This is a genomic window from Robertmurraya massiliosenegalensis JC6 (genome assembly GCF_000311725.1).
In the GTDB taxonomy this organism is placed as follows: Bacteria; Bacillota; Bacilli; order Bacillales; family Cytobacillaceae; genus Robertmurraya; species Robertmurraya massiliosenegalensis.
In genome coordinates, this window is record NZ_HE978511.1 from 724310 (window position 1) to 747689 (window position 23380).

20 protein-coding genes are annotated in these 23380 nt (G+C 38.0%); all 20 read right to left on the reverse strand.

The features are described 5' to 3' along the window. Positions 1-7 precede the first annotated feature (7 nt). Positions 8-481: a riboflavin kinase gene (locus BMSHG_RS25660; RefSeq protein ID WP_019153095.1), complete on the reverse strand. Its 474-nt coding sequence runs from the start codon at positions 479-481 to the stop codon at positions 8-10. Positions 482-708: 227 nt separating this feature from the next. Continuing rightward, entirely contained in the window at positions 709-1689 is a 981-nt protein-coding gene (locus tag BMSHG_RS03725) for a TAXI family TRAP transporter solute-binding subunit (protein ID WP_034658518.1), read from the reverse strand. Between the two features lie 88 nt (positions 1690-1777). Continuing rightward, a complete protein-coding gene (locus tag BMSHG_RS03730; protein WP_019153097.1) occupies positions 1778-2023 on the reverse strand; it encodes a NifU family protein in 246 nt (81 codons plus the stop codon). A 186-nt stretch (positions 2024-2209) separates the two neighbouring features. Continuing rightward, complete coding sequence (locus tag BMSHG_RS03735) at positions 2210-3367, reverse strand: MFS transporter (RefSeq protein ID WP_019153098.1); 1158 nt, start codon at positions 3365-3367, stop codon at positions 2210-2212. A gap of 41 nt (positions 3368-3408) precedes the next feature. Continuing rightward, positions 3409-3852, reverse strand: coding sequence for a MaoC family dehydratase (locus BMSHG_RS03740; protein WP_019153099.1), 444 nt, complete (start codon positions 3850-3852; stop codon positions 3409-3411). Further along, positions 3849-4241: a PaaI family thioesterase gene (locus BMSHG_RS03745; RefSeq protein ID WP_019153100.1), complete on the reverse strand. Its 393-nt coding sequence runs from the start codon at positions 4239-4241 to the stop codon at positions 3849-3851. Before BMSHG_RS03745 ends, BMSHG_RS03740 begins: the two co-directional genes overlap by 4 nt. A gap of 13 nt (positions 4242-4254) precedes the next feature. Then, positions 4255-5307, reverse strand: a complete 1053-nt coding sequence (locus BMSHG_RS03750; protein WP_019153101.1) for an Ldh family oxidoreductase — start codon at positions 5305-5307, stop codon at positions 4255-4257. Further along, positions 5304-6203 (reverse strand): NAD(P)-dependent oxidoreductase, encoded by a 900-nt coding sequence (locus BMSHG_RS03755; RefSeq protein ID WP_019153102.1) that lies wholly within the window; start codon positions 6201-6203, stop codon positions 5304-5306. The genes BMSHG_RS03750 and BMSHG_RS03755 overlap by 4 nt, the downstream gene beginning before the upstream one ends. 3 nt (positions 6204-6206) lie before the next feature. Continuing rightward, on the reverse strand, positions 6207-7091 hold the full coding sequence (locus BMSHG_RS03760) for a DUF6282 family protein (protein WP_019153103.1): 885 nt from the start codon (positions 7089-7091) through the stop codon (positions 6207-6209). Beyond that, positions 7088-8959 (reverse strand): TRAP transporter permease, encoded by a 1872-nt coding sequence (locus tag BMSHG_RS25665; protein ID WP_019153104.1) that lies wholly within the window; start codon positions 8957-8959, stop codon positions 7088-7090. The genes BMSHG_RS03760 and BMSHG_RS25665 overlap by 4 nt, the downstream gene beginning before the upstream one ends. A 140-nt stretch (positions 8960-9099) precedes the next feature. Then, a complete protein-coding gene (locus BMSHG_RS03770; protein ID WP_273701418.1) occupies positions 9100-10713 on the reverse strand; it encodes a UGSC family (seleno)protein in 1614 nt (537 codons plus the stop codon). After that, the gene (locus tag BMSHG_RS25670) at positions 10710-12116 is read right to left on the reverse strand and encodes an MmgE/PrpD family protein (RefSeq protein ID WP_019153107.1); all 1407 of its coding nucleotides are present in this window, start codon (positions 12114-12116) and stop codon (positions 10710-10712) included. Before BMSHG_RS25670 ends, BMSHG_RS03770 begins: the two co-directional genes overlap by 4 nt. Before the next feature lie 55 nt (positions 12117-12171). Next, positions 12172-12927 (reverse strand): enoyl-CoA hydratase/isomerase family protein, encoded by a 756-nt coding sequence (locus BMSHG_RS03785; protein WP_019153108.1) that lies wholly within the window; start codon positions 12925-12927, stop codon positions 12172-12174. Between the two features lie 216 nt (positions 12928-13143). Then, entirely contained in the window at positions 13144-15030 is a 1887-nt protein-coding gene (locus BMSHG_RS03790; RefSeq protein WP_019153109.1) for a sigma-54-dependent Fis family transcriptional regulator, read from the reverse strand. A 668-nt stretch (positions 15031-15698) separates the two neighbouring features. Further along, positions 15699-16892: a thiolase family protein gene (locus tag BMSHG_RS03795; RefSeq protein WP_019153110.1), complete on the reverse strand. Its 1194-nt coding sequence runs from the start codon at positions 16890-16892 to the stop codon at positions 15699-15701. Continuing rightward, positions 16889-17755 (reverse strand): 3-hydroxyacyl-CoA dehydrogenase family protein, encoded by an 867-nt coding sequence (locus BMSHG_RS03800; RefSeq protein WP_019153111.1) that lies wholly within the window; start codon positions 17753-17755, stop codon positions 16889-16891. Before BMSHG_RS03800 ends, BMSHG_RS03795 begins: the two co-directional genes overlap by 4 nt. A gap of 72 nt (positions 17756-17827) precedes the next feature. Then, entirely contained in the window at positions 17828-19975 is a 2148-nt protein-coding gene (locus tag BMSHG_RS03805; protein ID WP_019153112.1) for an acetate--CoA ligase family protein, read from the reverse strand. 21 nt (positions 19976-19996) lie between these two features. Further along, the gene (locus tag BMSHG_RS03810; protein WP_019153113.1) at positions 19997-21142 is read right to left on the reverse strand and encodes an acyl-CoA dehydrogenase family protein; all 1146 of its coding nucleotides are present in this window, start codon (positions 21140-21142) and stop codon (positions 19997-19999) included. 158 nt (positions 21143-21300) lie between these two features. Further along, entirely contained in the window at positions 21301-22077 is a 777-nt protein-coding gene (locus BMSHG_RS03815) for an enoyl-CoA hydratase/isomerase family protein (protein ID WP_019153114.1), read from the reverse strand. Positions 22078-22179: 102 nt separating this feature from the next. Continuing rightward, positions 22180-23295: an AbrB family transcriptional regulator gene (locus BMSHG_RS03820; protein WP_019153115.1), complete on the reverse strand. Its 1116-nt coding sequence runs from the start codon at positions 23293-23295 to the stop codon at positions 22180-22182. Positions 23296-23380 lie beyond the last annotated feature (85 nt).

Consider the following 23380-nt stretch of genomic DNA (forward strand, 5'->3'; position numbering starts at 1 on the left):
CAATGATTCAATTTTTGTCTATCTCTAATATTCTTTTCGCTTCGAGTTTATCTAAATTCATTTGTTCAATTAACGGATCCAGACCATTAAATTTAATTTCCTCACGTAAATAGTGTAAGAAGGAGACAGAAATAGTACGATCGTATAAATCACCACTAAAATCGAGGAAATGGACTTCAATTAAATAGTCTTTTCCTTTTACAGTCGGACGATAGCCGGCACTAATGAGAACATTCCATTGGCCTTCTTTTGATGATTCTTCATGAATAACAGCCTTCCCGACATAGATTCCTGCCTTTGGAAGTACATATGATTCCTTCAGTTGCATATTCGCTGTTGGAAAACCGAGTTCACGCCCCAATGCCTGCCCATGAACAACTAGGCCAGAAAGAGTATATGGGCGATCTAATCGTGCGTTTGCTTCCTCTATATCCCCATTTTCGATCAGATAACGGATAGTACTACTTATTTCATTCTTCATAAAAAAACCCCACAATGATATATCATACTTTTTATATAAATTAGTATAAAAATAGTATAAACACTTAATATGTTCGACAATTAATTAGACCATATAAGTGTTTTGAAAGCAAATGATCGAATACGGATAGCTATGGAAATATAGAAGAGACTGAGATCCATTAAACTTTAGATCCCAGTCTCTAAATTTGTTCTCATCTCATCTTATTAAGGTTCTTCGATGAATCGTTACTCCTCAATCAACCCTTTTTCTTTATAAAATTTTTCTGCACCTGGGTGAAGAGGTACACTCGTATTAGGGGCTATTTCTAATGTTGAATCTTTCATACTCGCATGTGAAGCTACAAATTCATCATATTTCGTTTCGTAAAGCATTTTTGTAATTTCATATACAAAATCATCGTCTAAATCAGGGTCCACATTAATTTCATTAGGTGCACTTATTACATTTACATCTTCATCAATACCTTTATACGTACCAGCAGGTATTGTAGTCTCTGTGAAGTACGGATACTTCTCTCTAATCTCGTCAATTTTTTCTGTTTCAAATCCTACGAGATTTATTTCATGTGAAGTAGCTAACTCCTGTACATTTCCTGAAGGCAATCCTACAGAAATAATAACCGCATCGACATTTCCATCAATCAAAGCGTCAGAACCCTCAGCAAAATCGAGATATTCTGCTTTCATGTTCTCATCAAAGATCAAACCATAAGCTTCTAGAATCAACTTAGCCTTACCAGATGTTCCTGAACCAGGTGCGCCAACTGCAACCTTTTTCCCCTCTAAATCAGCAATGGATTCTATTCCGCTATTTTTTAATGTCACTACATGGAAGGGATTAGAGTAAATTTGCGCTAGTCCCGCTAATTTTATCGGTTTATCCGTAAAAGCTTCTAATCCATGGTAAGCATTATAACTAGTATCTGCTCCAAAAAAGCCAATTTGTGCTTGTTCTGAATCAATTAAACGAGCATTTTCCTGAGATCCCCCACTTGCTTCCGCTGTGAAATTATAGCCATCCATCTGACTTAAAATAGATGCCATCACACCACCTACTGGATAATAGGCACCCGTAGTTGTCGCTGTCACAATTTTATATTGCTTTGTATCTCCTCCAGAGCTAGAAGATGACTGGCCAGAGCAAGCTGCTAATATACCACTAAATAAGAAAGCTACGATAAAAATGAAGACTAGTTTTCTGTTCACTAAATTCTTCCCCAATTTATTCCCTTCTCTCTTCGTTTTTTTATTTTTTCTCTTTCTTTGACAACGCTTTCATTATGAATAAAAAATACTATACTTCAATATTTGGATATTCTAAATTTAGATTTTCAAAAGGAATCCCTTTTTTCTTAAGCTGGCTTTCAATAATATTACTCATAATCGACTTCGAAACAATACAATCAAGGCAAGTCTCATCTTGTATGACTAGTTCCATCGTAATATTTTCTGAATCAACATTACGAACTTGAAGATCGGCCCCGTCTGCTTGAAGCGTTTTTCTAAACATCTCTAATGCTTCTAATATTTCTTCCTTCATCCATACCCCTCCTAAATATTTATACAGTAATAACATAGCAAGTTTAATGCCAACTTTTATCTTTCGGAAAATTCATTAATAATTCTTAATTATCAATCATCTAGAGAAACAGGGAATACTTAAGAATATACTCCCTGTTTAAAAACTTAACAAAATACCGTTTCCGCTGTAATTTTTATTAACAACCTAAGAGATATTTTTCTCACTCATTTTCTCTGCCTCTTCACCACTCATTTTTGTAAAAAACATGCCTGTAAAGATCACTGATCCAATAAGATAGAAAATTGAACCAACTCCAGCTAACACTCCAATTCCTCCAAAGGCAAATGGAGCTGTAAATTGAGAAATTCGGTTAATCGTTAACCTCAGTCCTAATACCTCTCCATGTCTCTCCGTTTTACTAACATTAAGTGCAAAGACGAGGCTTAATGGCTGCCCTAATCCTAGACCCATTCCTAAGATGGCACTAATGAGTAATAGCATATAAATTTGCGAAAATAAGGGAATGAGTATGAAACAAATCGCACTGATCAGTAAGGTCGCAGTAAGCACCCTCCCTCTGCCAAAACGATGGACCAACGGAAATTGAAAAATTCTTACAAGCATTGCTGCTGCAGCACTGACTGAAATCATGATCCCGATCGTACTTGGTCTGAACCCAATATCAGTTGCATAAACGGGGAAATAGGCAACAAAAAGATCTTTTGAACTTAATACTAAACCTGATGTAATCATTGCTTTTCGCAAATTACTATTTGTCAGGAGAGAAAGGGTGCTCTGTTTGTTTGGTACAGGCGATTCCAACTTTTTCCACGAGGTTTTTGGCAATGCCGTTACGATGACAATAACGACCATAAGGAAGATAATACTAACTGAAAAGGTTTCTTTAATCCCAAAATGTTCATAAATAAAACTCATTTGTATCGGTCCTATGAACTCTCCAACAGCTCCCATTAAACTAAAAAGTGCTATGAGTTTATCACGACTTCCTGATAAATTCCCAATTGTTTTCTGCATAGAAATAAGACAGCAAATAACAGAACAACCGATCATGAGTTGGGTAAAAAGTAAAGCGTAATAAGTAGGAAACATAATCGGTGTACTGACAGCTAAAAGCATGCCAACTGCACCAAATAGAGTTAATTTTTTCGCACCGATACGATCAAGTATTTTTCCAATTTTAATGGCTAATAACATCGGAAGAAAAGCATATGCAGAGACTAAAATTCCAATTTGAATAGATGATGCTCCTAAGGAATCGGCATACAAAGAGACAATGGGCTTCGTTCCTTGTAAAACGATTGATACGATTAGTTGGATTCCTAGAAACATCCATAATTGCACTGTTAAGGACCCCTTTTTTTAGTCTAATATCAAAATCAAATTCATTTTCTTCTGATTAAATTAACAAACTTACCTTCTTGCACAATTTCTCCATGTTCATTCCTAACTAAAATAGAACGTATGAGAATTCCTCTATCCTTTTTTGAAGTCTCGATTTTATTTTCTACCCGAGCTTCAAACTGAATGCTGTCTCCAATAAAAACAGGTTTTTTAAATTTCCATTGGATTTCTACGACTCCTAATGATGTTCCCTTGAATACACCTAATCCATAATGAAGTCCAGTCACTTTGGAAAGAACCAACATTCCATGAACAATTCGCTTTCCATATGGAGTTGTTTTCGCAAAATTCTCATCAAGATGTAAGGGATTCATATCTTCTGAGATTTCCGCAAAGCGCTCCACATCTTCTTCCAAAACTGTCCTTTTCTCACTTGTGTACGTGTCTCCTACAAGAAAATCATCCCAATACTTAGCTATCTTCATCCCTTTTCCTTGATCATAAATGTAGCGACACCCATTGCAATCAATTTTCCTTCATCATTGAAAACTTTTGATTCACCTACTGCTATCGTTTTTCCTCGTTGCACTATCTCTGCTTTGCCTATTAATTTCCCTGAAATTGCTGGTCTTATATAGTTCGTTTTCAACTCAATCGTAGCAGAAATTTCTTCGTCTTTAAGTAGGGAACGTATAGCACAACCAATGGATGCATCTATAAGTGTAGCAATGACTCCACCATGTACATGCCCCCTACGCTGCAATAGCTGAGGAAAAATATTAATTTCCACCTCACCATACCCATTCTTTGAAACGACTTCCTCCATGTTTATATAATCCCAAAAGGGACTTTGCTGTTTGAGCGATTTAGTCACGTAATGCCCCCCTTTACGTTAACGTCTCCAGAGTAACGCCCAGTTCTGAACCAGTTTCACGTAGTTCTTGATACAATGACTTTGATAATGGAATTCCTTCTTCTCTTCGAATCGCTTCTTTTTCCCTTTCAATTTCACCAGGTAAATAAATTCTTTCAATTCCATTCATCTTTTGAACCTGACGTATTTGCGATATATAGTTATCTACTTTTTTCTGATACTCTTCAAGTGATTGGAATAAATCAGGCCTCATGACGATAAAACAATGTCCCACCTCTTGCCTCTTTGATTCGAACATTGAAGCAATATAAGGTCCATAATTCGCTCCCGTAAAAATTCCAGACAAAAAGTCATTTAATAACACGATTCCATATCCCTTTGGTCCTGCCATTGGAAGGACTAACCCCTGTAATGCTTCGGTTGGATCTGTTGTTCTTCGGCCATCATGTGTAATCGCCCAATCTTCCGGAATTTTCTCTTTCATTTTCTCAGCAATCCTAATTTTTCCTTTCGCTACTACACTCGTTGCCATATCTAAAATGATGGCATCTTCCGCTCCAGCAGGAAGACCGTAGCAGAACGGGTTTGTTCCAAAGAATTTTTCTTGCCCACCCCATGGTGCCATGGATGGAGAGGCATTTGAAGTTAATAAAGCGATCATATTCTCATTAACTGCATATTTTGCATAAGCTGCTAACATCCCACAGTGATTTGAATGCTTAACTCCAACAATTGCAATTCCAGTATTTTTTGCTTTTTCTACCGCAAGTTCTATAGACGCTTGTGCAACTAATATACCCGGTAGGTTATTTCCATTGACAAGCGCTGCTGCTGCTCCCTTTTCCTCGACTTCGATCTTTCCATCAATCGTAACAAGTCCCTCTCTCATCCTCTTTGCATATATGGGGATTCTACTTAATCCGTGTGAATCTACACCTCTTAAGCTTGCTCCTACAAGATGATCAGCAATTGTTTTTGCATCTTCCGAACGTAATCCAACTTGCAAAAATATTTGATACGTAAAGTCATTTAATATTTCATAGGAAAACACTTTATCTTCATTCATGGATTATCCTCCATATGAAAGACCTGTTTATAAAATAAAAACAATTCATCTTTTGTATTGTTTAAATCCTTGTTTGCGCTCTTTTTCTTTTCAGAGATTAATTGCAATAATTCTTTTGTTGTTTTTGTCATGACGGGTTCCATTCCTAATTGAGACACATAAGATATGGCCTCTTCCATTTCAATCACTCTTCTCTGTGCATGTTGTTGAGTTCCTGTTAAGAAGCGGTCTAACAGCCGATCGAAGGACATTGTATTCAACGTTTCTTTTAGTGATTCCATAACGTTTTCATAGCTGTCTTTAGAAAGTTTTGCCGCAACAAAGGTTTCAATTATTAGCGCTGCAAATCCTTTCATAAAAAGACTACGAATCATTTTAATGCTTGAAGCAGTACCGGGACTCCCCTTTATAACTTCGATATTCATTCCTAATGGCCGTAACACATCTGCTACCTTTATAGCGCTCTTTCCAGAAACGAGGATAGGAACTTCGTGTTTAGTTTGGGGAAGTGGTGCCATTAAGACACCATCAATAAATGATTTCCCCTTTTTATTAAAGAGCTCTCCCATTTCTTGCATGATGATAGGACTAGCACTATTTAAATCAATATAGAGATGAGCATCGGTTAAAAATGGCAACATTTTTTGGGCTGAGTCTACTGCTACATCTGCTCTCGTCACATTAAAAATGACGTCACTTTCATTCGCTAACTGCTCTTCTGATTCCATTAACATAACACCTAGTTTATCTGCTGTTTGCAACATCGCTTGCGAAACATTACGTCCTTTATAATGGTAGGCAAATATTTTTATATGCCCTTGCCCACCTAATCCCTCTGAAATCGATCTTGCTACTTCTCCGAAACCGATGAACCCGATCTTCAACTCCGTAACCATTGTTCAATTCAGTCCTTTATCAATGTCTAAAAGCTGAGCAGGGTTTTTCTTAATCATCTGTTCAATTTCTTCTAATTTAAATTCTTCCTGCAAAAGAGTTTGAACCATATCTTGGAATCCTTCCAATGGTGTCGGATTATGAATTTGACCAAAATCCGTAGACATAATACATTTCTCGACCCCTACCTTGCGAATAGCGGTAATATAGTCTGTTACTGGAAGCTGGGAATGCTTTGGCATCGTTGCTACCCAACAGTGATCCATATAAGCTCCGAGTTTTGAAAGCTCGATTTGGTCTGATAGCGAAAGTCGAGTCCCTACTGATGGAGTCAAAGGATGATTCACAACTAGTTTATTAATCCCTATCTCAATGGCTTTATCAAATAATGTGAAGATTTCGTCTCGGGAAATATGTCCAGTTGCTAAAATCATATTATTCTCCTTTATAATCTCTAGCACTTCAATTATTTCTGGAAGTAGCTGACCGTTTTGATCGACAATCATTAGACCATTCCTAATTTTATGTTTCTCTGTTTCCATATAATGAGGATCATTTTTAGATGAATAGGTTGGCATCCAAACGATTTTTGAACCCATTGCCGCTTCAATTGCTACAGCTTCTGGATTTATACCTCCAACGCTTGAATCAAGTGTAATACCGCCAATTGCTCTTGCACCATCACAATGTTTATTCGCAAGTTGTGCGATCGCACCTGTGCCAAAGCTTTTGTTCTTGAGCACAACAGCTCTCATTCCTACTTCCTTTGCTTCTTTTAAAAGTTCAAATGCATCGTTCTTTCGTTTCGTTAATCCATCTGGTGCAAAGTGCACATGAAATTCAACCGCTTGATTTAAAAGTTTTTTAATGGTTTCGTTATAGATTGTCATTCCAATACCTCTTTTACTTGGTTATTGTTATTAACATTCGTTACTTTAGGTTTTCTAATTTGGATTAAAAAGAGGGCAAGACCTATCAATAAAACTCCAATTAAATCGGACATTAATCCCGGAATAACTAATGTAACCCCGCCACTAAGCAAAATGAACCTTTCAATTATGACTAGATTCTTTCTGAACCATCCTGTTGAAGCTGCTCCCATTGCAATTACTCCCACTGACGCCGTTATTACGCTATAGATAATCGATGGTAATGTGCCTTCTCCCATTAGCTCAGGACCATAAATAAACAGGAATGGAATGATAAACGCTGGAAGTGCGTACAAAAATGATATCCACCCCGTCTTAAAGGGTTTGGAATCTGCAATCCCAGCGGCTGTAAAAGCTGCTAATGCCACAGGAGGTGTAATTGGTGCAAAACAAGAATAATAGAATACAAACAAATGGGCAGCAAGTAACGGAACACCTAATTGAACTAATGCTGGTGTAGCTAAAACTGAAAAGACGATATACGCAGGTGTTGGTGGAAGCCCCATCCCAATAATTATGGCTCCAATCATCGTTAGTAATAGGGTTAAGAATAAAGAGTTTTCACCTATAGCTAGGAGAACTCCTGATAGCTTTAACCCTAATCCGGAAAGCGTAATAATCCCAACAACGATTCCAGCAGTACCGCAGGCAATCGATACAACAATCATACTTTTTGCTGATGTCACAAGGGTATCAATCAATGTTCTGATGCCCATTTTCTTATCTTTCGTAAAAAAACTAACAAGAATCACCGCTACGATCGAATATAACGCTGACCTCGTAACTGACATTTTAGCGAAAACTAAAAAGAAGATTAGTACAAACAACGGAAGCAAAAGCAAAAACCCTTTTTTAAGCGTTTCTTTAAGGTCAGGTATTTCTTCCTTTGATAAACCTTCTAACTTATTTTTGGCAGCTTCAAAATCAACAACCATATATATCGATAAGTAATACAATAACGCTGGAATAACAGCTGCTGTTACGATTGCTGAGTATGGCAACCCAGCCATTTCAGCCATGATGAAGGCACCAGCTCCCATAACCGGTGGCAAAATAGAACCTCCAGTTGATGCAACAGCTTCTACGGCACCAGCAACTTCTTTTTTATATCCCACTTTCTTCATTAATGGGATCGTAAATACTCCAGTAGTCGTAACATTCGCAACAGGACTTCCGTTCACAGAACCCATTAAGGCGCTTGCAAATATCGCAACTTTGGCTGGACCTCCTCTTTTTCGTCCACCAATTGCCATGGCTAAATCAATGAATACTTGACCTGCCCCTCCCTTTTCGAGAAAGGTTCCAAAAATGATAAACATCGCTACAAACGTAGCCGCTGCTGCAAGGGCTGAACCAAAAACTCCCTCGGTCGTTAAAAACATCGTTGACATGAGTCGAGCTAATGTGTAGCCTTCATGACCAAAAAAGCCAGGAACTAAGTATCCAAAAAAGCCATAGGCCAAAAAGATTCCAGCGATAATCGTTAATGCCCATCCTGTCACACGTCTACATGCTTCTAACAGAAGTACAACCAAAATAAGGCCAAAAATCGTATCAGCATGATTCACATAGCCAATTCTACTTTCAATGGTTGGATACGATATATATAAATAAACAATGGAAGAAATGACTCCCACTATCGCCATTACATCGATAATTCGGAGTATTTTTTTATTTTTGCTAGTTGGATATAGTAAAAATACCAGTAGCAACATCAATCCTATGAAAATTCCACGCTGAAGTACGGGTGTGAATTGTCCAAAGGTTGCTGTGTAAATGGTGAATAACGAAGTCGCCAATGCGATAATGAAAACGATCTTTTTTACCATATTGTCCCCTCACTTTCTACAGTTGTTCCATTTCTAACCGATCCCCAATCAAGCATCCATCATGTGCGGAAATATCTCTCATTTTATTAAGCTGTGAACAGTCCCCTACTACTTCAAGACAGCCTTTTCTTTATAAGCTCTCACTCTATTAACTTTGTCACCGTTCGACTCGCTGCTCCAAATGATGGCATAAACGTTGTGTGCGCTCCATCTCCACCAGCAACTAGTATTTTGATGTCTTCTAAATAATCGACCACTGGAACTGAATAATATTCAGGAACATTTGCAAACCACTTTTCTCTTCTCTTAAAGAGCTGCTGCTTCCTCGTTTCCTCAGGGAACATACTGATTGGAACACGTGCCTGATCATAAAGAAATTTTTGAACATCCTTTTTAGAATACCCACATTTTTCTATGAGTTTTGCATGTTCTGGAGAAAATACTAATAAGACTTCTCCCCCGATCGTCATATTATTGATTCCTAACGGTGTCATCGAACCTGCAATCATAATCAATAAATTTTGGGCATTTGTACTTGTTTGCTCAAGAATATTATGGGTGCCAGCTACACCGAATACACTCACCGTACTTTGTTCAGAAGTGTATCCTAAATCAATATGATGGGCGTTCCATGGATTATCCTCTTCATTTTCAGCTATACAAAAGCTAATTTTTCCAGGTTGACCTTGTGTTGCCCTATCCATTTCACCTGGCAATGCTCCCCCAATATTTAGCATACATAGTCGAATCGCTCTGCCAATTGTGAGATTAGCCATATTCCCTTGCCCGAATACATTTGCTTTACTATTCATTTTTAATTGTTTAGCGATTGGACCATTCACAACAATTAATGGCGTCACCGGATTCGTAGTTGCTTGGATTGCATATAGATTAAATTTTTTATCTAATAACGCCTTCACAGCTGTTAAAACAACTGGAAAATATTCTGGTTTACAGCCTGCCATTACTGCGTTAATCGCGACCTTTTCCACTGTTGTGACTGCCCATGAAGGTGGAAATTCACCAAGTGAGTCATTTGGACTAAGTGTAGTCTGTTCAAGCATGGCTTTGACTCGATCTGGTATAGGAGCAATAATCGGCAAACCATCTGACCATTTTTGCTCGTAAAAATATTCGTTAACGCTCTCGAAGAAATCAAGCGGTCCGGCGTTAATTTCAAATGATATCGGTTCAAAATCTTGTTCATGAGAGCATTCATCTGTCTTCATTGAAGTTTCAGTCAAAGCACTAGCCACTTCATCGGCAATAGTAAGCCCATACTGGTATGCTTGCTCATCTGAGGAACTACCGAGTGGGTGTGGAACTTCTTTAATGACTAGATCTGGAAAACCTTTTGCTTCTGCTTCCATTGATGCTAACGGCTGGAACACTTCCGAGCATATCGTCACAGTAGGAATTCCTAAAGTTTCAAACGTAATCGAATCATGGACACTCCATGATGTGCAGGATCCTCAGTCACCGACTCCAGTAATCACAGCATGATATTTATCTTGGATCTCTTGCACCACTATCTCTGGCACTGCTGTAGGAGTATCTATTTTCTTAAATACTTTTGTTCTAATACCTTTCTCTTCAAAATAATCACGAATTCCATTCAGCACTTTATCAGATTGGGGTTTTAAGTTATCAAGAAAAGCGACATATTTCCCTTCAAGCTGTTCAAGCTTGGAAACTTCCTTTTTATCTTTTTTCACTGTCACAGCAACAGGGTTCAGCACATCTATTTTTTTCACTTGCTCACTCCCTTTGAATGTTTGATCCAACCTTTGTAATCGGTTGCAATATTGTTGTTATGAAACGATTTATAGAGAAAATCAATCTCCTTTTCTATATTGAAAATATTTGCGATCATTTCTTCTGTCTTTTCTTCTCCAATAATTGATTTACAATTCCCATAGAATTTCGCTGCTAATTGAGCATCGTCTAACGGGTGTGATGGTTCACCTAATGGATTGTGAATTAACTCCATTAAAGTCGATCCGTCTGCAACATTTATTTCTACTTTTGCTGCTCTTTCATTTGGATACACTGTTTCTGCGTATTCATCGATATACACTTCTACTTTACTGGCCAAATTTCTGCATTGGCTTGTTGAATTCTCAGGAGCAAAATGACCAATTTCCAGTGTTGGATATAACAGAGCAAGTGCTACTGTATACGGCAGGCTCATTTGTGCATCAAGGAGTGACTGACATTCATGATGTCGATGCTTATAAGCAATACTATTTACCCCTACTCGAATACGTACAATATCCTCTACCTTAATTTCATTCTTTTCTTTTAACTTGTAGACTGCATCTACTGAAGAATGAATATGTCTGCAACATGGATATGGTTTAAAGTAAATATTCGAAATCTCAAAGGTTTTTCCTAAGTTTTGTAATAATCTTTCGCTTGAAATATCTGCGCCAGCAAAAGCTTGAAAAAGACCATTTTCAGATTCTAATACCGACTTTGGACCCGTCAACCCGTTAAGCGAAAGTTCCACAGCCAATAGTGCATCTCGAGCAGCCTGACCAGGATGAATTCGTTTTACCTCTGCTCCCGTGCCTAAGAAAGCAAATATTCCACCAGCAAAGCTGGCTGCAATCCCAAAAGCATTTTGAACTTCTTTTTTATTAAGTTCATTCAGGACACAAAGGCCAGCAACAGCACCGAATATCCCCGCCACAGGTGTATTATGAAACCCTCTTTTCCGTGAAGAAGGATGAAGAGCCGAAGAAATTCTCAAACAGACATCGTATCCAATCACAATCGCCCTTGCTAATAAATCGAAATTTGGTTTTCCTTTCTCTGCTTCTGCAAGGAGAGGTGGTAAGACCACTGTACCAGGATGAATCGAGCCTTTCGTATGTCCATCATCTAAATCTAGACTATGAGCAATCGTTCCGTTTATAAAAGCCGCATTTGTTTTTGATAGTTTTTTCTTATGGCCAATGACATGATAGTCCCCTTCTCCTTCTAATTCCAGTAATGTTTGAAAGACCTGTTTACTCACAACTGTTTGCGAACCTGTGATAGCACAACAGAAATAATCAAGTAAAACCCTTTTCACTTGCTGGAGAATATCTTCTGTCAACGTCATCTTTTTATAGTTAGCTACATGGTTTGCTAACTCTTCTGTCATCGCTCTCATTTTCATACAACTCCTCATACGCTATAAAGAAAACCATTTGAAAACGCTTTATCTACTATTTTGAAAAAAATGCCGCAACAGCATCCTTATGTTCACTACCACCCTTGATGATGGTTTGAGTATCGACTTCTTTTTCTAATATCTCTGTGAAACTTGCATTTTGATAACGATTGATAAGCAATTTCGACAAAATGAAGGATTGAATGGGCCCATTCATTAACTCATTTGCTATCTCATTTGCCTTTTCAATTAATGAACCTTCCGTCACCACTTCATGAACAAAACCAATTTCACATGCTTCTTGAGCAGTCAATTTTTTCCCTGACCAAATCCACTCTTTCGCTTTCCATTCACCAACCATTCTCGGGAGATGATAATGAAGTCCCAAATCAGGGATTAAACCTACATTTTTAAAGGATAGAACAAATTTGGCATTTTCTTCTGCAATTACAATATCAGAAGCAATCGCTAAGCTCATTCCAGCTCCTGCTGCATATCCTTGTACTGCCGAAATGGTTATTTTACGTAAATCACGAATTCTCTCAATGATTGTTGAGGAGACTTCCATCCCTTTTTTCACTTCGATCGGATCATATTCTGCTTGCATCGCCTTGACGTCTCCACCTGCACAAAACGCTCTTCCTTTCCCTGCAAAAATAACCACTTTAACATTTGGTTCTTGTTCAATAAGATCTAATGCGCCTTTTAAATCATCTTTTAACTTCTTACTTAATGCATTTAAAGAGTTCGGTTCATTGAAGAAAATGCTGGCTACTCCGTTTTCAAGAGTCATTTCGACACTCTTCTCCATTGATTTCACCATCCTTGCACAATGGAATATTTTGGCTCATATAGCGAATATTCGTAAAATTCTTCTTAATACTTTATAGCAAGAAGCGTGCTAATTCACCAGTTATATTTAAATACGATTAATTTAACACATTTTGCATAGCGAAATTAAATAATAGTTTAATTTTTAAACATATTTAAAAATGTCGTTCATTTTCCGAACACCTTGTTCCCAAACTCATCCGTTCAATTTTTTCCACAATGTCGTTCTACTGATTCCAAGCTTTTCGGCTACTAATGTTCGATTTTGGTTGTATCTTTCTAACATGTTCTGAATAACCTGTTGTTCAATTTCTTCCATTGTTCCTAATTTAACGACTAGTCCATTTTTCGTCTGTTGCTTATCGGTTTCTGTTTCCATAAAAATTTCATGAATAAATTCTTTGCCTGAAAAATTTAAGCTTTGTTGTCTTAAGTGAAGTCTCTCGATAATATTTTCTAATTGTCTAATATTTCCTGGCCAATGATAGGAAGTAAAGAAGGTGCGTAGTTGCTCTGGCAGCTCTTCAAACATAAAAGTAGCTCCCTGTTTCTTTAAAAGTGCATTCACTAATAATGGGATATCCTCGCTTCGTTGAAATAATGGAGGAATTTCAAGATGGAGGACGCTTAATCGAAAATAGAGGTCAAGTCGAAACTTCTCTTCTTTTACTAAATCCCATAGTTTTCGGTTTGTTGCGGCAACAATCCTTATATCAACAGGTGTCACCCGGTCTCCGCCAATTCTCATAACTACTTTTTCTTGTAACACTCTTAATAATCTCGTTTGTATATGAGATGGGATTTCGCCAATTTCATCCAGAAAAATCGTTCCTCCGTGAGCCAGTTCAAATAAACCTTGTCTACCACCCTTGCTAGCACCTGTAAAAGCCCCTTCCGCATACCCAAATAATTCACTTTCTAAAATAGATTCAGGTAATGCAGCGCAGTTTACAGCAACAAATGGTCCATCTTTTCTTTTACTAGCATTATGTATACTCTGTGCAAATAACTCTTTTCCAGTTCCACTCTCGCCAATGATGAGGACAGTCGAATCGGTATTGGAATACTCTTTTGCTAACTGAATAATATCTTTCATTTTTTTACTCTGATGAACGATGTCAGAAAATGAATACTTAGCTACAAGCCCTTTTAAATGAAGCTCTCTTCTAATCTTATTTTCTAATTTTTGTATTTTACTAACTTCACGAAAAGTGATAACGGTTCCAATTCTCTTATCCTCAACTAGAACTGGTTCAAACGTGACATTCAAGTTTTTTCGTGTGAAATTCCCACTGCTTAAATAAATGTCTTTTTCACGTAAAAAACTTGGTAATTGCACATCGGAAATTTGTTCCATATTCTTTCCAACTACATTCTCAGCCTTTACATTCAGGATTTGTTCAGCCGCCGGATTACACGATTCAATTTCTCCATCTCGGTTTATAAAAAGAATCCCCTCTTCAGATGCATTAATGACCGCATTATGACGTACGGCCTTTTCCTTCAGTAAAATGCGATCCTCGGCTACTTTATTGGCTAAAATCAGAGATCTTTTTATCGTTCTTTCACTTGCGGTCAAATACATACTCTTCATACCATGCTTCTTAGCAATTTGAGCTGAGCGGATTCCACCACCAAGGACCACATCAATTCCCATTTCTTTTGCAACTTTTATCTGCTCTTCTAGTTCTTGAGCTGAATTATATGGTAAAATCGTTACCTCAAATCCAATCACCTTCATCATCTCGTCAAAATCAAATAGAAAACCTTCTTCCGGATATGTAATAAAACACACCCTCTCACCCAATTGTCTGGCGCGAATAAATCCTTGCAAAATATCAAATTGATCCGAATCGTGGTTCACAACCGGTAAATCTACCATACTCTTTACTGCCCGTGCCGTTCCCGCCCTACTAATCACCACTTCATAATTTCCGTAATCAACCATCTCTTTTACTTTTTGAGCTGCTTCAGTCAAAATCCCTTCAATGACTGTCACCTCAATTTGAAGATCAGTAGAAACCTTTTGGATCATTTCAACTAGCTCTGGATAACCAGCTGTCATAATAAGCCTAGGATTCATCAAAAAATCTCCTTTCTTTGTTCAATTCACTATACGATTGTAGATGGAAAAATGGTCATCAAACAAAATTAACGTTTGAATTTTAAACGATGTGTCCATTTTTCTAACTAGTTACTTGTACATATTATCATATTATTAGAAAATTTAATATTTTAAATTTGTGTTCAAAACAAAAAATATAAAGGCTAGGTCAAAAAGTCAGGGTCACGACTTTTTGATTCTAATTTGGAGTCGATAAATTCCCTCGCAGTTGGCGTATCGGTATGAAAACATAACAGGAAAAATTCCGCTTAATGAGCAACCATCATGAAAAAGAGCCAAAATAACAGGAAAAATTCCTGCTATTCCCTCAAAAAATGCCAAAACAAACGATTTTGCCTTCCATAAGCGGAAAATCTTCCGTTATTTTCCCTAAAAGGAAGTCCATCGAGGAGATAACAGGAAAAATTCCGCTTAAGGGTAAGAGATGGTTGGAGCAAAATAGGGTCTTCTAGTAGAAATTTAGGCAAACCGGAAATCGATTGGATTCTTGAAGGCTAATTGGCGATTCACACGATTTTTTTGTACGAGGAAAATCGAATACAAAAATAGAGAAAGGTGAATTTGAGTACCCTCAGGATTCACCTTTCTCATGATTTGAAGTTAGTTATGTCTAGAGCCTCTTTACACTACACTTGTAAATTTTCCACTATCGTACTTATTCCCAAACCACCAGCAATACATAAAGTAACAAGTCCATACTTTTCACCACGGCGCTCCATTTCATGAAGAAGCTTTGTCATAAGGATTGCCCCAGATGCACCAATTGGATGTCCTAATGCAATTGCACCACCATTGACATTGACTTTTTCCGCATCTATATTCCATTCCTTTAAAACTGCTAAGGATTGAGCTGAGAACGCTTCGTTTAGCTCAATTAACCCAATATCATCAAATGTGAGTCCTGCCATCTGTAATGCTTTTAATGTAGCAGGAACAGGACCGATTCCCATTTGCTCAGGTGCAACTCCAGCCACCGCCTGAGCAATGACTTTTGCTTTTGGCTTGATCCCAAGCGTTTTTGCAGACTCACTAGACATAAGTAAAAGTGCAGCGGCACCATCGTTTCTTCCACTGCTATTTCCTGCTGTGACCGTTCCGTTCTTCTTAAATACAGGAGCAAGTTTTGAAAGCTTCTCTAATGATGTATTTCTCGGATGTTCATCTGTATTAAAAATTATTTTATCTTTTTTTCTAATGATCTCGTAATCAACTATTTCCTTCTGAAAAATACCTTTCTCAATCGCTTGAAGGGCAAGTTGTTGACTTCTTAAGGCAAATTCATCTTGTTCTTCTCGTGAAATATCGTATATTTCAGCAAGATTTTCTGCTGTATACCCCATGGTTAAATGCCCATACTGTTCTATCGGCTGAGAGCGGGGCTGACTTTCTGTATTTGGATCCAAAATTTCTCCATTCCCTGATTTAAAACCAAAACGTCCATGACGGATATAATAAGGAGCTGTACTCATACTTTCCGCCCCTCCAGCAATAATACAATCAGAAAGACCACATTGTATTTGCTGAACTGAATTATTAATCGCTTGGAGACCTGAACCACATTGTCTATGAACCGTGTAAGCAGGAATTTCAACTGGAAGTCCTGCCCTTAGCGATGCAACTCTTGCTAAGTTCGGTGTATCCGTACTTTGCTTTCCATGACCCAAAATGACTTCCTCGATGCTTTGCTTTTCGATTCCGGTTCGTTCAATAATTCCATTGATTACTTTTGCAGCTAAAAAATCTACTTCAACATCTTGTAGACTTCCACCTATTTTTCCAATAGCGGTACGAACGGAATCGACGATGACAACATCTCTCACTTAACTCCCCCCTTTTCATCTGTATACGTATAAAAACCTCTCCCCGATTTTCTCCCAAGTCTTCCAGCCTTAACATATTTTATTAACAGAGGGCAAGGGCGATATTTTTCACCAAGTGTTTGATAAAGGTATTCCATATTACGAAGACGAGAATCAAGTCCAACCAGATCTGCCAATTCTAATGGACCCATCGGATGATTTAAGCCTAACTTGAGAGCTTTATCGATGTCCTCAGCCGAAGCGACACCCTCCATTAGCATATTCATTGCTTCATTACCAATTAGGCAATTCATTCGACTCGTCACAAAACCAGGAAATTCATTGACTTCAACAACTTCTTTTTTCATTGTCAAGGCAATGCTCTTCACTTTTTCATACGTTTCATTAGTTGTATCTAAACCCCTTACAATTTCTACGAGCTTCATTTTATGAGCAGGATTAAAGAAATGCATTGCCACGCACTTTCCTGGACGAGAGGTTTGTGCACCAATTTCTGTAGGGCTCATGGTTGATGTGTTGGTAGCCAAAATCGTATGAGGCGGACAAATTCGATCAAGTTCCTTAAAAACGTTCATTTTCACTTCCATTTTTTCGATCACTGCTTCGATAACAAGATCTGCATCAGATGCTGCTGATTCTATATTTGTGGTAAAGGACAATCGGCGCAGCGTTTCATCAGCTATATCTTGGTTCACATACCCTCTTCCTACCGATTTTTCCAGTTCTTTTTGGATATAGGCTTGTGCATCGTCTAGCACGTTTGCATGCAAGTCTTGTAAATAGACATTATTCCCTGCTAATGCAGCTGTGTAGGCAATGCCACGCCCCATGACTCCTGCTCCAATGACAGCAATATTTGACATCTTTGTCCCTCCCCTTATCGATGTTCATTCCATCATTTTCATTATTTGATAAGATCGTAGATTCCCATTGTTTTAAAACAATTTTGAAGAAGCACGGTGAGTCTTTAAAATTTCACTATATTTAACAAGATAGTCCATTACACTCACAACTCGTTCCGGAGTTGGGTAAACGGGAAAATTTTCTGTGCTATATCGCGCCATCGCCTGTGGAGCAATCATGTCTGCCCCTAGTCTGCCGACGACTAATGGTTTATCATGATTTTTAAATACATCAATTAATGCATTGGCGATAATCGTTGCCCCTGGGTCAGCATTCGTCGTCAGCATAACGATCACACCATCAATTTCTTCATCCTCTATCAAGGTTTCGACGACTTTCTTGAACATTTCCGGTTTCGCAATCACTTCTGCGGTAACATCGACAGGATTTTGCGCTGAGCCAAAGGGCGGGATTAATTCTTTAATTTTGTCGGCAGTATTGGTTAGTTCAGGTACTTCTAAACCGCGTTCAGAACATAAATCAGCAATAATGCTACAAGCTCCTCCAGATGCTGTAATCACACCTATCCTCTTCCCCTTTGGTAATGGCTGTACCGTAAATGCACGTGAGACATCGATAATTTCATCTGAGCGTTGAATTCTCAAGGCACCAAATTTTTTGAATGCTGCCGAATAAACTGCGTCATCACCTGCAATAGACCCTGTGTGAGATTGAACGGCTCGTTTTCCAATACTTGATCTCCCTGTTTTATACACTAAAACAGGTTTTTCAGCTATTAATGCTTTTGCCATAGCTTTTTTGAATGCTTTTGGATTTTTCAGACCTTCCATAAAAACAGTAATGACTTTAGTTAATTCGTCTGCTGCTAATACTTCAACAAAATCAGCTGTTGATAAATCCGCTTCATTAGCTACACTAATCCAACGGCTAAATCCCGCTCCTTGCTCCCATGCTCTGCTTAGTAATGCGCTCCCCATGGCACCACTCTGTGAGACAAATCCAATATTCCCCGGAATCTTAACATTTGATTCAAGTGCTGCTCCAAACGCTGTATAAATATTAAGACTTGGACTGGCAATTCCAATTGAATTGGGACCAAGGACACGAATATTGCCCTTTTTAGCGATAGATAAAATCTTTTCTTGGAGAACTTTCCCATCTTCTCCGATCTCAGCAAAACCAGATGAATAAATAATCGCTGCTTTAACCCCTTTTGCGACACATTCCTCCATGACACTCGGAACATGATTTGCCCCAACAATAATACAAGCTAGTTCCACTTCACCCGGTATATCCAAAAGACTTGGAAAAGCTTGATATCCCATAATTTGATCAGCTCTAGGATTTATCGGATATAACTTCCCTTTATATCCATTTTCGATAATATATCTTAGAAGTCTGCCACCATTTTTCTTCTCGTTCGTAGATGCACCGATGACCGCAATGGAAGTTGGATTAATCATGTGTTCTACATAGGATAAATCCCTTTCTTTCGCTTCCCCCATTGATGGAGTACCCATTAGGATCCGCACATCACAAATAGTCGCTTGATCCCCATTAAAAATAACCGGATTTAAATCTAATTCTTCAATTTCAGGCGTTGATTCTACTAAGTCGTTAAGTGATAAACAAATGGAATATAATAATTGCTTATTAATTCCTCTTTTTCCTCTATAACCATCCAAAATCGGATACCCTTTAAGCTCTTTCAACATTTCTTTTATGTCTTGAACGGTTACGGGCATCATTCTCATGGAGAAATCCTTCATGATCTCTACAAGCGTGCCACCAAGTCCAACAATAAGTTGATGACCAAAAGTGGGATCTTTTTTGATCCCTAACAAGAGTTCTGTTCCTTTAGGTGCTAGCTCTTGTACAAGTACTCCTTCCATCTTCGCTTCTTGGTTGTAGTTTAAAGCGTTTTCAATTATTTCATTATATGCCTCAACTAACGCTGTTTCGTTTTGTATAGGTAATTTAACAATTCCTGCTTCTGTTTTATGAATGATATCTTTTGACATTCCTTTGAGAACTACGGGATAACCGATTGCTTCTGCAAATTCTTTTGCTTCTGCCTGAGTGGTGGCTAATTTGGACTTAGCAATAGGTAACTCAAATTTTCTTAGCAGGTCCGCCCCTTCAAACTCCATTAAAAAATGACTAGCAGGAGATTGAGTATCAGCAGCTGTCGATTGAATAATTGTATTATTTTTAGCCAATTCATTTCCTCCTACTCTTGATTATTTTCTTTGACTAAATCTCATTCCAAATACTTCTTCAGCAATTTTATTCTTCATCATTTCAGGTGTCCCACCTGCAATCATCCATCCTCTTACTCTTCTAAAAATGTATTCTAGCGGGTAATCAGTCGAATACCCATATCCTCCGAAGATTTGGACAGCTTCATTTGCTACTTCAAATGCGGTTGTATTGATATATGCCTTTGCCATCGATGATTCAAGTGGACTTGGAGCCCCTTTATCTGCATTTGTTGCTGCACGATAGAGCAATAGTCGTCCAGCATCCAACTTCATTTTCATTTCCGCCACTTTCCATTGGATACCTTGAAATTCAGCTAATGGTTTCCCAAATTGTTTTCTTTCTTTCGCATGTTCTACCGCTAAATCAAAAGCAGATTGAGCAAGTGCTAGAGACCTAGCAGTATTCCCCATTCTTTCAATATTGAACATCGTAAACAATCTTCTAAAACCATCTTCAGGCACGAGGATATTTCCAACAGGAACCTCACAATCTTCAAAATATAGGGCACAATGTTCTTCACCACTCATATGAGTCTCCGTTTTTCCAACTGTAAATCCTGGCGAGTTCCTTTCTACTAAAATCGCACCAGAGGTTTTAACACCTTCACCGAAACGTACCCAGACAACATAGTAAGAATTATGAGGACCATGTGTATTAAAAACCTTTGTACCGTTTATAATAACTTTGTCTCCCTCAATTTTTGCTCTTGTACTTAAATCCGTTACAGCAGAACCTGCATTTGGTTCAGACATTGCTACAGATATCAATTTTTCTCCTCCTAGAATTTGCGGCAATACTCTTTGCTTAAGTTCTCTGCTCCCATAAGCAGCTAATTGTCTTATGGCACCAAAATTCCCCACCTGAAACATATCCGCTGTATTTGGACATACCTTTGCAATTTCTTCCATGACAATAATGGCATCGATTAACGGCAAACCTTGCCCTCCATCCTCTTCAGATAGAGTCATGCCCATTAATCCATACTCCGAAAGGATTCTTGCATTTTCCCATGGAACTTCACCGTTTTTTACCCATGTATATGCTTTTTCAGAAAATTTTTCTTTTGCAAAGTTTCTCGCCCATTTCTGTAATTCTTGTTGTTCTTCTGTAAGATTAAAGTCCATTTGTATTTCTCCTCCCATTCATACGGTTTATATCTTGTAAACACTTTCATTTCTTGCATGAAATGTGCCAATATTTAAAACTCGTATAGTAAGCTTTCAACGTTCTCCAATTTTTTCTTGTTTATTAATTGAACAGTGACGTTCTGAAACTTTACATATTATTCCCCTTTAAAATTTGCTTCTCTTTTTTCTAGAAATGCATTTATACCTTCACGTTTGTCTTCCGTGCTAAACAAAATGGATTGGGCAAACTTCTCCAGCATCAGAGCTGTTTTTAAATCAGCATCAAATCCTTGATTTATCACCAATTTAGCTAATGTTAATGCAAGTGGTCCTTTCTTTACGATCTTTGACGCTAAATCCTGTACAGCATTCCACAACTCTTCTTTTGGGACAACTGTTGACACAAGGCCGATCCGTTCCGCCTTCTGGGCAGAAATTATATCACCAGTTAATATCATTTCTACTGCTCTACCTTTGCCAATAATTCTAGCTAATCTTTGTGTTCCCCCTGCTCCCGGAATAATGGATAAGTTCAGTTCTGGCAGTCCAATTTTTGCATGCTCAACTGCGATTCGTATGTCACAAGCTAAGGCTAACTCACATCCTCCGCCAAGGGCATATCCATTAATCGCAGCAATCGTAACTTTGCTGCTATTTTCAATTTGTTGAGCAAGCCCTTGATTTCCTGGAAGTAATGCATCTTTTGGCTTCCTCTCTTTTAATTGCTTTATATCAGCGCCTGCAGCAAAAGATTTATCTCCTTCTCCAGTAATGACAATCACTTGCACAGACTCCTCATTTTCCCAACGCTCTAGTACATCCCCTATTTCTTGCAGTGTGGTGGCATCAAGAGCATTTCTCACTTCAGGTCGGTTGATTTTAATTACACCTATTTTCTCATCAATGTCCGTCAATATATTTTGGTAAGTCATCATACCCCTCCCTCTATTTCTATACATAACTGATTATGCAAATTTTGTACCAATATGAAAAAACGGAACCCATTTAGGTTCCGTTTTCCGTTAGAGATGCCGTTATTTTGCACCATGTTGCTGCGTTACTACTACATCTTTCTTTCTATAGAGATAAAATACAAACCACCTTAAAATAGGCGGAACAACAAAAAAGATAAAGAACAAGCGAAATAATTGATAACCAGCAACAATGGAGAGGTCGGCGTGAATTTCAGCTGCGATAATTCCCATTTGGTCCATTCCACCTGGGGCAAGGCTGAGTGTACTCGTAGAAAAAGGAATATTTTTTAAATGGGAAAGGAGCCAACTCATCCCCCAGGAGCCGAGTAATAATAAAACCCCTGAACTAATCGCAACACTAATCATTTTCATTTTGTATTCAATTTCTTCTAGATGAATTAATAATCCTATGTAAGCTCCAATCATCAATTGAGAAACATCCAACACTGTTGATGGAAGAGTTGGGCCAAAATATCCACATAAGCCAATGACCGCTGTTGCAAAAATAGGACCAACCAAGAACGGAGTAGGCAATCTCAATTTTTTGGCGATAAAAATAGAAAGGAGCAAGATTGGGATATACACGAGTATATCTGGGAATAAATCACCCCAGCGTACCGTTGGAGAATGAATGATGGTTGCAGAAACAGCCTCTTCTTTTGCCACAAATGGACTGAATACAAACAGTGGGACAAAAATAATAATCAGGATTAATCTAGATACTTGTAAAAATGTGACAATCGATAAATTAATATTTTTTATCTCCTCACCTAAAAGGAGCATTTGTGAAAGTCCTCCCGGAATACTTCCAATCAAAACGGATGGAAAATCTAATTTCGTCACTTTCGAAATCATGAATGCCAGCCCTACGCAAAAGCTGATGACAATGATTGTGCTTAGGAAAATGGATGGAAGCTGTGCAATAATTAATTTTATTGCCTCTTTTGTAAATGATAGTCCAATAGAATAACCGACAATGATGATCCCAATATCCCTCATTTTTTGAGGCCAATATAATTTTAGTCCAAGACTAGAAGCGATTAATACAGCAGCCATAGAACCAAGTAACCATGGAATCGGAAGATGAATGAAGAAAGCAATCGTTCCGCCAATTATCGCTATCCCTAAAGTCTTTAAAAGTAAAAACTGTGTGGTGTGATCCATATTTTTTGCCAAAACATCATGCACCTCTTTAACGCTAAAAAGTAAACTACATTTCCTAGTATATGGCAAACAAGAAAAGGATACCACCTATAGATAT